The organism is Candidatus Thioglobus sp. (assembly GCF_029243085.1).
In the GTDB taxonomy this organism is placed as follows: Bacteria; Pseudomonadota; Gammaproteobacteria; order PS1; family Pseudothioglobaceae; genus Thioglobus_A.
Genome location: NZ_JAQWSS010000100.1, coordinates 1 through 13,684 on the forward strand (window position 1 = coordinate 1; position 13,684 = coordinate 13,684).

General features: G+C 38.3%; 16 protein-coding genes. 1 reads left to right on the plus strand and 15 read right to left on the minus strand.

Annotated elements, in window-relative coordinates:
• Positions 1-553 (plus strand): N-acetylmuramoyl-L-alanine amidase (locus P8M52_RS05750; RefSeq protein ID WP_300308632.1); only part of this gene is annotated, 553 nt, incomplete at its 5' end.
• A gap of 4 nt (positions 554-557) precedes the next feature.
• On the opposite strand, the gene P8M52_RS05755 is transcribed toward P8M52_RS05750, so the two are convergent.
• From P8M52_RS05755 to P8M52_RS05825, 15 genes are all read right to left on the minus strand, one after another.
• Positions 558-890, minus strand: coding sequence for an iron-sulfur cluster biosynthesis family protein (locus tag P8M52_RS05755; RefSeq protein WP_300308635.1), 333 nt, complete (start codon positions 888-890; stop codon positions 558-560).
• The gene (locus P8M52_RS05760) at positions 887-2,245 is read right to left on the minus strand and encodes a cobyrinate a,c-diamide synthase (RefSeq protein ID WP_363320164.1); all 1,359 of its coding nucleotides are present in this window, start codon (positions 2,243-2,245) and stop codon (positions 887-889) included. The genes P8M52_RS05755 and P8M52_RS05760 overlap by 4 nt, the downstream gene beginning before the upstream one ends.
• Positions 2,246-2,269: 24 nt before the next feature.
• Positions 2,270-3,472, minus strand: coding sequence for an NrfD/PsrC family molybdoenzyme membrane anchor subunit (gene nrfD / locus P8M52_RS05765; protein ID WP_300308638.1), 1,203 nt, complete (start codon positions 3,470-3,472; stop codon positions 2,270-2,272).
• A gap of 9 nt (positions 3,473-3,481) precedes the next feature.
• Positions 3,482-4,213, minus strand: a complete 732-nt coding sequence (gene dsrO, locus P8M52_RS05770; protein WP_300308640.1) for a sulfate reduction electron transfer complex DsrMKJOP subunit DsrO — start codon at positions 4,211-4,213, stop codon at positions 3,482-3,484.
• Complete coding sequence (locus P8M52_RS05775) at positions 4,213-4,611, minus strand: sulfur reduction protein DsrJ (protein WP_300308643.1); 399 nt, start codon at positions 4,609-4,611, stop codon at positions 4,213-4,215. The genes dsrO and P8M52_RS05775 overlap by 1 nt, the downstream gene beginning before the upstream one ends.
• A 9-nt stretch (positions 4,612-4,620) precedes the next feature.
• Positions 4,621-6,579, minus strand: coding sequence for an NAD(P)-binding protein (locus tag P8M52_RS05780; protein WP_300308646.1), 1,959 nt, complete (start codon positions 6,577-6,579; stop codon positions 4,621-4,623).
• A 17-nt stretch (positions 6,580-6,596) separates the two neighbouring features.
• Positions 6,597-8,180, minus strand: a complete 1,584-nt coding sequence (dsrK, locus tag P8M52_RS05785) for a sulfate reduction electron transfer complex DsrMKJOP subunit DsrK (protein ID WP_300308649.1) — start codon at positions 8,178-8,180, stop codon at positions 6,597-6,599.
• 1 nt (position 8,181) lies between these two features.
• Complete coding sequence (locus tag P8M52_RS05790) at positions 8,182-8,955, minus strand: respiratory nitrate reductase subunit gamma (protein ID WP_300308652.1); 774 nt, start codon at positions 8,953-8,955, stop codon at positions 8,182-8,184.
• Between the two features lie 77 nt (positions 8,956-9,032).
• Positions 9,033-9,356: a TusE/DsrC/DsvC family sulfur relay protein gene (locus P8M52_RS05795; RefSeq protein ID WP_300308655.1), complete on the minus strand. Its 324-nt coding sequence runs from the start codon at positions 9,354-9,356 to the stop codon at positions 9,033-9,035.
• Between the two features lie 27 nt (positions 9,357-9,383).
• Entirely contained in the window at positions 9,384-9,680 is a 297-nt protein-coding gene (gene tusB, locus P8M52_RS05800; protein WP_300308658.1) for a sulfurtransferase complex subunit TusB, read from the minus strand.
• A 12-nt stretch (positions 9,681-9,692) separates the two neighbouring features.
• Entirely contained in the window at positions 9,693-10,097 is a 405-nt protein-coding gene (tusC, locus tag P8M52_RS05805) for a sulfurtransferase complex subunit TusC (protein ID WP_291927149.1), read from the minus strand.
• Position 10,098: 1 nt separating this feature from the next.
• Positions 10,099-10,500, minus strand: a complete 402-nt coding sequence (tusD, locus tag P8M52_RS05810; protein WP_300308665.1) for a sulfurtransferase complex subunit TusD — start codon at positions 10,498-10,500, stop codon at positions 10,099-10,101.
• 12 nt (positions 10,501-10,512) lie between these two features.
• On the minus strand, positions 10,513-11,586 hold the full coding sequence (gene dsrB / locus P8M52_RS05815) for a dissimilatory-type sulfite reductase subunit beta (RefSeq protein ID WP_300308668.1): 1,074 nt from the start codon (positions 11,584-11,586) through the stop codon (positions 10,513-10,515).
• A 67-nt stretch (positions 11,587-11,653) separates the two neighbouring features.
• Entirely contained in the window at positions 11,654-12,958 is a 1,305-nt protein-coding gene (gene dsrA / locus P8M52_RS05820; protein WP_300308670.1) for a dissimilatory-type sulfite reductase subunit alpha, read from the minus strand.
• Positions 12,959-13,133: 175 nt separating this feature from the next.
• The coding region (locus P8M52_RS05825; RefSeq protein ID WP_300308672.1) for an FAD-dependent oxidoreductase at positions 13,134-13,684 on the minus strand (551 nt) is incomplete at its 5' end.

The window sequence follows — 13,684 nt, forward strand, 5'->3', positions numbered from 1 at the left end:
CAAAACGCGTGACATGAAAGCAATTCTAACAAGAACGGGAGACTACTACGTTAGCTTAAACAAGCGCATTAATATTGCACAGGATAACAAGGCCTCACTACTTGTTTCAATTCATGCTGATTCGGTTGACAGTCCTAAAGCTAAGGGTGCGTCAATTTACACTTTATCTAAACGAGGTGGCTTAACCAAATTTGCAAAGAAATTAGAACACTCACAAAATACAACTGATCAATTTGGAGTTACAGAAAATATGAGTAATAACGATCAGTACTTAAATAAAATTCTTTGGGATTTGTCCCGCAAAGATAGAAACATTCAAAGTAAAAAACTTGGGAAAAACATCTTAAGACAATTAGGAAAAATTGGCTATTTACACAAGAAAACCGTTCAACAAGCAGGTTTTGTCGTCCTCAAAACGCCGGCCATCCCTTCGGTTTTAATTGAAACCGCATTTATTTCAAACCCGAAAGAGGAAATACGTTTAAATAATAATAAAGAGCAAGATAAAATCGCTAATGCGATATACCAAGGCATTCTTAACTACTATCAATAATTAGTTAAGATTTTTCTGGTGCGTGCTTTTTTTCAGGTGCAGTATAGTCAGGGTCATTTGGATTCATAAATACAAAACTATAATCTTCACCTGCCTGCATTTGATCAAAGTCAACCACCATACCTTCCAACAAAGCTTTTTGCTCGTAAGCTAGAATATATTCAATCCCATTTGACTCAAGATGAATATCACCTTCATGACGATCATCAAAGCCCATTAAATACTGAAAGCCATTATCAGTTTGATCAACAGCAAAACGAATCAATAGACCTTGTGTATCTGGATTATGAGTTGATAAAGAAATCTCTTCTGCCGCTTTTTTTGTAATTGTAATCATAATCGTTTATCTTTAATGGTATTTATAAAATCAACAAATTGGGTAACCCACTGATTACCAGCAAGGGTACGTAAATGCGTATAGGATGCTAGTAAATTATACTTAACAATTCCATCGCGTTTATTATCCACACCAACACCACGCAAAACCTCAAAAGCATAACGTGTATTTGGATCGATATTCTCTAATTTGGAATAGTGAAACTCATGAGCTTTAATTTTACTAGCCACATTATTCCAGGGATGGTCTGCTAATGGAGCAAGTTGAACATAACCTCTACCTATTGGTTTCGGTGTCATCTGGGTGTCTGCATCAATAATGCCAACCATTGGGTATTCGCCTTCATCAGTCAATATTTTATTAGTTAAATACATCAAACCACCACACTCAGCATAAGCAGGTAAACCCGCTATAATTTTATTTCTAATATCATTTATAAGAGATTGATTACCACTTAAAGCTTTCAATTGCATTTCCGGGAAACCGCCACCGATAAATAGTCCGTCACAATCAGGCAATGCAGCATCATGTATCGTATCGAAATAACAAATGTTAACACCCAATTCATTAAATTTATCTAAATCATCTTGATAGTAAAAACCAAAACTACTATCTTTAGCAATGGCTATATTGAGATGAGTTGTCACGGATAGGCTAGGCTTTGAAATCGAAGTAGAATTTGCACTACTCAAATTAATTAATTTGTTTAAATCAACTTGATCATTAATTAATCGAGAAGCAGTATCAATAAATTTTTGAGATTGTGGTGTTTCATTAGCAGGCATTAACCCTAGATGCCGTTCGTCAATTATCAACTCGTTAGAACGGCGAATAGATCCGATGATATCAAGGTCTGTGTAATGCTCAATAGCTTGAATCAACTTTGATTCATGGCGCTCACCAGCAACCTTATTAAGGATAATTCCAGCAATAGTAACATGTTCGTCAAAATCTTGATAACCTTTGACCAAAGGCGCAACTCCACGTGTGATGCCTGTTGTATCAACTACCAAAACAACTGGGATATTGAGTAACTTTGCCATATCAGCATTAGCATCACCACCAGCGACATTCATACCATCATACAAACCTTTATTGCCTTCGATAATAGAGACATCGGAATTTGAATTATTGTTACCATACAACTCAAGAATTTCCTCTTTAGTCATATTATAAAAATCTAGATTATAGCAAGAATTACCACTAGCCTGAGACAGCCAAATAGGATCAATATAATCAGGACCCTTTTTAAAGGGTTGTACATTGAAATTCTTAGCTTTTAGAGCACCACAAATCCCCAGACTAACAACTGTTTTGCCTGAGGATTTGTGTGCTGCAGATAAATAAAAGGACACTATTTGTCCTAATACCTGGTCAGATTAGCCCTTGTGATGTGGATTAGCAACATCATCAGCTAAGCTCTCAGGCAAGAAAGGTAAAAACTTAACAAGATATGCAATAGCAATAAGAGCAACAGCCATACCGCCCAATCCAAGCATTAGCTCAGGTACAGTTGGAACATAGCTAGCAATGCCACCATAGCCTGCTAAAATTTCTTTACCAGGGAACAGTTCAAGAGGGTACGCTTGACCACCAATGATAATAACGTATAGCTGAGCTAAACCACCAATAATCACTAGCACTGACGCCAAGCCAAGCATAGATCTATTACCCTTAGTCATAGGTGAATAAAGTAGCGCTAAAGGCACAAGACCGCCTAAGATAATTTGTACATACCAGAACAACTGCGTATAAATACCGCCATCAACTAAGATGAAATTTTCAACAGCAGAATTCTCAGCTAGATACAAATTTCCTAAATGATAGACAGCAACAAAATACATAACCGCTGCAACAAACACACCTAATAAATTACTTAGACGATTAACAATAGCATCACCTAATGGACGCTCTGTCCACTTGTAACTAGCCATTAACACGAGTACAAAAAATGCTAAACCGAAAGCAAATGACATAACCACAAACATTGGCGCCATAATAACAGCATCATAAGCTTGTCGAGCTACTAGGAAACCAAAAATTGATCCAGTACCTGTAGTTAAGATTAAGCGCCACGTAAAGGCTGCTATACCAACTTTACGACTGTATTTATTCATACGACGTTCAAACATCATCCACAAATAAACACCAACAATTAGAAAAAATCCGTTATATAAAATAATATTCCAAGCAAAAATCGACTCAAAATTGTATTCAGTCATAGCAATAATCAAACGATCTGGACGACCTAAGTCTAACACTAACACCATCAAACCACCGGCTAATAGTGCTAAGGCTACAAGACCTGATAGACGTGACAATGGTTTATATATTTTCTTGTTAAAAACAGAAGCAATAGAGGCGATGTTAAGCGCACCAGATGCTGCCACAATTAAAAATAATGCAAACACATGTGGCAGGCCCCAAACGATACGATTACTCATACCAGTAACATGGTGACCACTATGCTCCATAAAATAAACACTGCCCAATGCAGCAAGAATAAAGGCGCCAAGACCAGCAATTAACGCATAAAAACCCAGACTTTTACCTTGTGTTTGTTCGTAACGAATAATACTCATAAACTTCTCTTAAATTCCACTGTAACGTACACCCGTATTCAGATTTAAATCTGCACGGATTTGCGTACTTTGTACTTTTTTCAATGTTTGATTAATTTTGCTTGTTGCATCGTAAAGATCACCGAAGATCACTGCATCGCTTTTAACACTCGATACACATGCAGGTTGCTCACCTTTGTCAACCTTATGAACGCACATGGTACAAGATTCAACAGTACCCTTGCCTCGTGGCATGTGTTCTTTTTGATCAGTAAGATCTTCATGAACAAAAGAACGAGCATCATATGGGCAAGCCATCATGCAATAACGACAACCAATACACAGATGCTTATCAACCAAAACAATACCATCTTCACGCTTCATAGAAGCGTTAGTTGGGCAGACATCTACACAAGGCGGCTCATCGCAATGTTGGCACATTAAAGCAAGATTACTGATACGTTGTGTGGCAGTATCCTTTACTTTAACTTTTTTAATCCAACCAGCTTTTTGATCACCTGTTGAGTGTATTTCATCACCCCAACCATGCTCTTTCTGACAAGCGCTAACCATGCCATCAATATCAGATTCAGTCAATTGATTAGTATCAACTAACATTCCCCAGCGTTTTTCGTTAGTTACTGGATTTTCATTAGCATTAACATAGGTAGTTAACGTAATTCCAGCACCTAGCGTAGCAACGCCAGCAGTTGTGGCAGTTGTAGCCTTGATAAAGTCACGACGATTAATTGTATTATCCATTATTTAACTCCTTCTGCAGGGGTTGTCCTATGACAACTAAAACAATCAACTGTGACTGCCACCTTTTGATGACAATCAGAGCAAAATTGTTCACTAGCATCAATCGCATGATAATCGTTTGATTGATCTTTTTTACTAGCATGACAAGTAACACAACCTGATAGCGAATACTCTTCTGTACGCACACCTTGTCTTAATGTTTTGTCACGCTTATGATTCAAAAACTCAGGGTGCATTTTACGAATCATAGAGATGCTTTGATGGTACGTCTTGTCAGAACTCTTAATTGAGTCTGCCTCTGTACCTAACGTATGCTCACTATGGCCATGTGCAAATACACTAGTCACCATTAAACTTAACAATAAAACCATCCATCGATTCATAATCTCTCTCTTCAATAAATTGAATTACTCACCTAGACCCATTTGAATATAGCCAGTAGGACATACATCGGCACAAATATGACAACCAACACACTTATTGTAATCAGTATCTACATAACGACCTAAAGTTGCTTTATCAGCTTTAACTTTAAATACTGCATCTTGAGGACAGTACATAACACAGTTATCACACTCAAAACATAGGCCACATGACATGCAACGTCCAGCTTCAGCTTGAACCTCTTCTTCGTTATAACCAATTAAACGCTCTTCAAAGTTACCTAAAACATTGTCTACATCTACTAATTTATGATTACGAGCATTACGATCTTCATTATCAAAATGACCTAAGAATAATTCTGTGTGAGAGATAATTGATGCATAAGCACGGTCTTCGTAGTTATGAATCGCGTAATCTGCAGTATCAGTACCTTCACCGGCTGTACCACCTGCTTCGTAGCCTTCAGGTGTCAGATCCCACTCGTCAAGCTTCTTAGCAAGATCAAAGTAATGTACGTCAACCTTGTTACGCGCTTTCTGGTCCTTACCAGATAGGTAGTCATCAATACTTTCTGCAGCGATTGATGCCTGACCAATTGCTGTTGTTAATAAGTGAGGACGAACAACATCACCACAAACAAAGAAACCTGGTTTATTAGGAACTTGATAGTTCTTATCAGCGTCTATGAAGCCATAATCATTAAAGAACGAATTATCAATACCTTCAGACTCCACACCTTGACCAATTGCAGAAACAATTAATTCACATTCAACATCAAATTCTGAGCCTTCGATAGGCGTACTACCATCCTCTTCAAGACGAACAAAACGTAATGCTATTGCACGACCATCGTCATTCTTAATAACTTCAACAGGACTTAACTGACCTTGAATCTCAACACCTTCACGTGTCGCATCATCAATTTCTTCTTGTGCGGCAGGCATATCATCAATAGTAGAACGTGTTGTTAATAAAACATCAGCACCTAAACGACTTGAAGTGTCCACCACATCATGTGCAGTATCATTAAAAATGATATGCTCTGGACGATCTTTATCAGCAACATTAGTAATATTTCCAAGACGACGTGCAACAGATACAACGTCAATTGAAGTATCACCACCACCAATACAAATCACTTTGCCAGTAATATGCTGCAAACGACCTTGATTATAAGCCTCAAGGAATGCAACACCAGAAACACAGTTTCCTGCATCACCACCTGGAATTGGTAAAGAACGGCCAGTCCAGGCACCAATGGCAAATAATACTGCGTCATATTCTTTTTCTAACTCTTCAACAGTTACATCAACGCCAACTTTAGTGTTCATTTTAGTTTCAACACCAGTAGCAAGAATACGATCTATTTCGTAATGTAATACGTCACGTGGCACACGATAATCAGGAATTCCGTACATCATCATGCCGCCTAGCTGATCAAACTTTTCGAATACAGTTACAGCATGCCCTTGACGACGCAATTTTAGAGCTGCAGCTAATCCACCACAACCACCACCGATGATCGCAACTTTTTTACCTGTATCAGCAGCATCGATTTCAAAAGTGTATCCTTCTTTCTTAGCGTTGTCACCAATAAATTGCTCAACCGCATTAATACCAACTGTATCTTCAACTTCATTACGGTTACAGCCATCTTCACAAGGCGCCGGACAAACACGACCCATTACTGATGGGAATGGATTCGCATCTGTAGAACGTTTAAAAGCATATTCTTGCCAAGTCATATCACCAGCAGGCTTTTCCATACCACGAACGATATCTAACCAACCACGGATGTTATGACCAGAAGGACACGAACCTTGACAAGGAGGAGTTTGGGTAACATAAGTAGGACATTTGTGAGAAGTGTCCTCTTTAAAAATCATCTGACTCCAAGGTACTTGACCTTGCTCATCATCTTTATATAGTCTAAACGTATGATTGTCACCTTTAGTGGATTGTCCGTAAGCATTTTTTTGCATAATAATTCTCCTTGTTTTTATTCAGTTTCTACTGATTCTGCTGCAATAGCATCTTCAGTTTCAGTTTGTGGTTTGTCCAAAATAATTGCGGCACTCACCAACTGGTGAACACTTACAATCATATATGGATCAAAATCAAATTTAGGTAACACTTTAGTAAATTGTGACTTACAAATTGCACAAATTGCCGCTAAAGTATTAACTCCATTGTTCTCTTCTACTTGTTTAAGTGCTTGCATTCGTGGCATGGCACCTTTAACTCGAATCTCCATAAGATCATCAGTTAAAAGACCGCCACCGCCGCCACAACAGAATGTAGATTCTTTAATTGTAGATCTTTCCATGTCGATGTAATTATTACATACAGATTTAATCACTTCACGTGGAAGAATAAATTGACCGCCTTCAATACCGCCCATGTTGGTAGCGCGAGCAACATTACATGAATCATGGAAGGTAACAGTTCGATCATCGTTTTCTGATTTGTCAAAATTAAGCTTCCCTCGTTGAATTAAGTCATGCGTATATTCAATAATGTGTTGAGGTTGTGGGTAGCGATGATCTAATTGGTTCTGTAATTTCATCGCATGCTCATCAGATGACTGTGCGCCAGCTCCAACACCACTTAACGTATTCCAGAAGCTGTAGGCAACACGCCAAGCATGGCCACATTCACCCACCATAACACGTGAAACTTCAAGATCTAAAGCGGCCTTACGAATTCTAAGTGCTGCCTTACGCATGACATCATATGAACCAATAAACATACCAAAGTTAGCACCTTCAGACGCGTATGAACTCATTGTCCAGCTAACACCATCTTGATAGAATACTTTACCGTAACCGATTAGACCGTCAATATGTGGTTCAGCGAAGAAATCGGCAGAAGGAGTGATTAATAAGATTTCACTGCCTTTTACATCTAATGGATATTTAACTGGAGCACCAAAATCTTCTTCAACTTCTTCCTCAAGATCAAGCAATGTATCTTTTAGAGCAGGCTCAGGCAATCCAAGATTATTACCAATAGTTAACGCCTTACCTAGGATCTGATTACAATATTTTTGACCCAAACCTACACTATCAAGCACTTCACGAGCGGCCATTGAAATCTCAGCAGTGTCGATACCATATGGACAGAATACTGAACAACGGCGACATTGTGAACACTGATGAAAATAATTGTACCAATCATCAAGCATTTGATCATCAAGATCTTTTGCACCTACTAATTTAGGGAAATACTTACCAGCAAAAGTGAAATGACGACGATATACACTTCTAAATAAGTCCTGACGTGCTACTGGCATATTCTTAGGATCAGAAGAGCCTAAGAAATAATGACACTTGTCAGTACAAGCACCACACTTTACACACGAATCTAGAAAAACTTGTACAGAGCGATATTTTGACTTTAGTTCACCCATTTTGGCAATCGCAACCTCTTGCCAATTGTCAACTTTCTCACCAGGGAAGCCTAAAGGCGACTGAAATTCATCAGAAGATTTAAAAGGACCCTCGCCCTCCATAATTCCTGGATTAAGCTCAGGGATTTCAACGTAAGTTGGTAATTTAGGGATATCAAATTCTTTAGCAGCCATTTTATGTGTCCTTTCCTAATGTTTGTTCAAGCTTTACACTATGCTCTTGTTCTTGTTTTAATGCCCATGGCGAAATATGACGCTTTTTACGTGCATTATCAACCTGATTACGTGTTGGACTAAAGAATACACCTGGCACATGTAATAGTTTTGAGATTGGAAAAATTGCTAACAATACAAATACTAATAACAAATGAATAATAAAGTGTAGCTCAGTAGGCATATTTGACCAATTAAATGTAACTAAGCCTGAGGCAAAATCTTTAACCATAATGACATCCGTGTGATTACTAGTAAATGTCATCACAACACCACTAACACCAATAATTAACAGCATTATTAGCATTAAATAATCACTTGGCGCCGAAATATAACGAATACGAGGTACAAAAATACGACGAGCTAGTAACCCAACAAGACCAATAACCATTGCGAATGCAGCGTACTTGAATGGTTGAATTAACATGAACACCTCAGGTAAATCACCTGGGATGAAATAACGTAAATGACGAACTAAGATTAGTAGTAAGCCAAAATGAAATAAGAATCCGAAAAACCAGATCCATTTGTTAGATCGGAAAAGACTTTCAAATAAAGTCACTTCTCGAATCATTCTAAAAACCACACCTGTTTGTGTCAATGGAGTTGGTGCGGTTGGAATTTTAAGGGGTGCAGGGGTAACTGAAAATTGATAAATTTTTCTACCCATGCCCACAATAAAAATAAATAGGGAAATGTAAAACAAAGCGGTAAAGATAATGCTTATAGTTGACATATTGCTCTCAAACTTAAAGTTTAAAAAATAAAAAACACCTGCAATGACGCAGATGTTTTTCCATTAATCGTATCTAACTAGATACAACCAGTAGGCTTAGGAAGACCGGCAAAACGACAACCTTGCTTACCAGGACCGTAAGGGAATAAAGAGTAAAGGTACTTAGAGTTACCTTTGTCTTTACCCATTCTCTTAGCGATCGCTTTTGTAAGTACACGTACAGCTGGTGCAATTTGGTACTCTTCAAAATATTCACGTAAGAAATTAATTACATCCCAATGTTCGTCAGTTAAATCAACGTCATCATCTTGAGCCATTTGCTTACAAATGTCTTCATTCCAATCTTTAAGGTCTACTAAGAAACCCTCTTCATCTACTTCAGCGCCACAAATTTGTGCCATAATTGTACTCCTATATAAAAATTTTAGTTAAACCCAAGAAACCGCAGTTCCATGTTCAACAACTAGATCAACAAAACCAGAATAATCAACTAATTTGATATTATCAGCCAGTTTTGAAGAAATTCCTCTTGCATCAACATCACCTTGAAGAGCGAATACACGACCATTAGCCGCTAAATCTGCAATCATTGATGAGTTAGCATTGTTCGCAGCATTAATCACGCCATCTTCGATAAACAAAATAACGCTTGAATCGTCAATTGTGTTTAAACAAGATTGCAATGAATTACGCTCGAAAGATGATTTGTTTACTGTATGTAACATATAAAACCTCTCTTAGAAACTTAAGCAAACATCTTGTTCAGACATAATTGCTTTAAGTTCATCATTAGTAACAACTTTAACAGAAGGCTTTTCTTCCCAGTCGTCGTCTTCGTCTTCATACACTAAAGGCATAAGATCAGATTCTGACAAGCCTCTTTCTTCTAAAGATTCTTTAGAAACGTAAAGCTTATTAATATCATAATCACCTAATGCATGAAAAGTTTTAGAAAAGTTCTTCATGCCAATGCCGTCAGTTTCTTGACCTTCAACGATTTGGTATACACCATCATCCATGAAAGCTAAAGATACGTCTTGCTCAAAAGCTGCAGCAATTAATACCACTTCTAATGATTCAATCGCATAAACCGTGCCAAATGAAGATCGGCGATTTAAATACATAAATTTCTTTGTAGCCATCTTAATCTCCAAATACCACTAAACGATCACTCTGAATACCTGCTTCGATTAACTGACCTAAGCCAGAAATACGAAACGCAGGATGAAGGTTATTTCCCTCAATAGAGTTTTTGGTTGCTTCAGATTCGTCAAGCATACCGCGACGAAGTGCTGCAGCAACACAAACTACTAACTCAGGCTCACCATCAGCATTTTTAATATCTAAAGATGCCCAGTTGTTAACAACATGACGATCATCTTGAGGTGGTAGAGTAAAACGAGACGCGTTATTAACACCATCATGGTAGAAAAATACACGCATAATTTCATGCCCATTTTCTATCGCTGCTTTAGCGAATTGGAAAGCCGAATCAGACGCTTGGTGCTGATACGGACCTTCATTTACTTGAATTGCAAACTTCATATCAAGTAAACCTTAGAAACGGATATGTGCAGAAGAGTTCAACTGATGACGTGCACCTTTCCAATCATTGATATGGAACTTAGTGAACGGTAGTCCAGTCTTCTCAAAGAATGCAGGCCAGCCAATACGGTCAACCCATTCGCCAACTCTTTCCCAGTCGCGTGCATCTTCTTTGTATACGCTTAAGATGTTCTTAACGACAGCACCAACTTCAGGCCATCTAGGCGGATTGTTTGGTAGATTAGAAGCAACTAATTTATGGAACGAAGGCTTAGATCTCGCGTTAGAGTTCTTACCACCAATCCATAATGCAATCTTAGAATTTTCAGGATCGTTAATCTGCATTGGAGGACAAGGTGGGAAACATGCACCACAACAGATACATTTCTTCTCATCAACTTCCAATGTAGGCTTGCCGTTCACCATTGCAGGACGAATCGCAGCAACAGGACAACGAGCAACAACCGTAGGACGCTCACAAACCATTGATACTAAATCATGGTTAATCTTAGGTGGCTTAGTATGCTGGATGTTTAGTGCGATATCACCTTGACCACCACAGTTAATCTGACAACATGAAGTTGTCATATGAACACGGTTAGGCATCTCTTCACGAGTAAATTCTTCGTGCATTTCATCCATTAATGACTTAACAACACCCGATGCGTCAGTACCTGGAATATCACAGTGTAACCAACCTTGAGTATGTGAAATCATAGTAACTGATGGACCAGTACCGCCTACAGGGAAACCAGCTTCAGTTAATGCATTAACTAATGGCTCAACTTTTGTCTCATCTGCAACCATGTATTCAACATTAGAACGCATAGTAAAACGTACAAAACCATCAGCATATTCATCAGCAATATCTGCTAACTTTTTAATTGTGTAAACGTCCATTTGACGTGCTGTACCACAACGAACTGTGTAAATTACTTCATTATTTTTTGAAGTATGACGTAATACGCCTGCACGAGGACGGTCATGGTAAGCCCATTGACCGTAGTTACGACGCATAGTTGGATGCATGTATTGAACAGGATCTGGAACTCCAGATTCGATAGGCATAATTGGTGCTACTGCCATAATATTTCTCCTTGATATAAATGGGCAATTGACATTGCCCTAAATTTTTTTAAAACTAGTGGGGGTCTTACGCGTTAGCTTCAGCTTTATTTTCAAACCACTTAACTGCTTCTTCGTCCCAATCGTCCATACGAACGTATGAAGATGTACGAGTTTGGTTAATCATGTTTGGATCAACATTGATACCAATACCTTCTAAGAAGTTTACAACACCAATACGCTCAATCATTTCACCAGTTCTTTCGTGCTCTAGTGCATTTTCTGCAAAGAAGTCGATTACTTCACCAGCTAGATCTTCAATAGCTTCTAAATCGTCAGCGTTATCCATCTTCATAAATGGAACAACTACTGAACCGAATAAGTCACCAATCTTAAGTGTACGCTTACCACCCATAATAATCATTACACCTTTATCGTCGCCTGTAGCTAAGATAGGCTCTACATCACCTTCAGCAATATATTTATGAGTTAATGGTGAAGTAACATTTAAACAATGCATACATTTAACACAGTTCTTATTATCGATTGTTAATGATGTATCTTCGTTGATTGTCATTGCAGAAGTAGGGCAACGAGAAGTAATGTTGTCAACTACGTATTGAGTACCTTTGTCAGCAACCATTGCTTTCCATAGATCTTGGTTGATTTTAATATCATCTCTCCAAGTACCGATTGTTGCAAAGTCAGCACGCTGTACTGAGTTCATACAATCGTTCGCACAACCAGAAACTTTAAATTTCATCTTGTATGGTAATGCTGGACGGTGCATATCATCTAGGAATGCATTTACTAATGTACGTAATACTGCCTGCTCGTTAACGTTTGACATTTCACAACGTGAAGCACCAACACATGACATACCAGTACGTACCGCTGGACCAGCGCCACCCATATCAAAACCATAAGCATTGAATTCGTTGAAAATCTTCTGTGTAGTTTCTTCAGTTGCACCTTGTAACATAATGTCACCTGATTGACCGTGGAAACCGATAAGACCTGAACCGCCGTTCTCAGTGAACATATCACACATATCTCTTAATAGAGTAGATGTGTAGTGCATACCTGCTGGTGGTTGAATACGTAACGTGTGGAATTCACCTGCTGCAGGGAATTTGTAATCACCGTTATCATCTTTTAATTCGTTAAAACGTGGAATTACACCACCACCGTAACCGATAACACCAACTGTACCACCTTTCCAGTAACCTTTTTTAGTTACGTAAGATGTTTCAAGTGTACCTAGTACGTCGCGTGCCATGTCAGCACCTTGGTGTGAATCGTTTGCTAATCTCTTAAGACCAGTTACAAACGAAGGCCATGGACCATTTTCCAACTCATCAAGGTTGGGTGTGTTATATAGCTCTTTTGCCATTTTATCTCTCCGATATATTTAATAAATCTTTAAAACTGTTCGCTTTAAAGATGTGAACGAGACAAATTATACGTAAATGCAAGTTAATGTCACTGTTTTATAGTGATATCACTACCTATCCCTTAGGGGGTATATTTAAATTTATCGGAGTAAATTTTGTGATTTACAGGTTGATTTAAGCTAGATATTCGTTTACACGTTGTGCAACACCACGACCTTCGTCAATAGCCCAAACAACTAAAGATTGACCTCGACGACAATCACCTGCAGTGAAAATACCTTTTTGTGAGGTTTGATATTGACCGTATTCCGCTTGATAGTTTCCACGATCATCTAAATCAATTTGTGCATCATCACTTAAGTAATGTTCTGGTGATACAAAACCCATTGACAGCAATACTAGTTGCGCATCCCATGTTTTTTCAGTACCTACAATTTCTGTTAATTGGCCATTGTTAAACTCAACATTAATAGTTTGCAGGCCGACTAACTTACCTTCAGTATTTTTAACAAATGATTTGGTCATTAATTGATATTGTCTTGGATCTTCACCAAAAACACTTTGCGCTTCAGCATGGCCATAATCTACACGATAGATTAAAGGCCATAAAGGCCAAGGGTTATTATCAGCACGCTCAACAGGAGGTTTAGACATGAGTTCAAAATTCACCACTGATTTTGCTCCTTGACGTATTGCTGTACCAATACAATCTGTACCAGTATCGC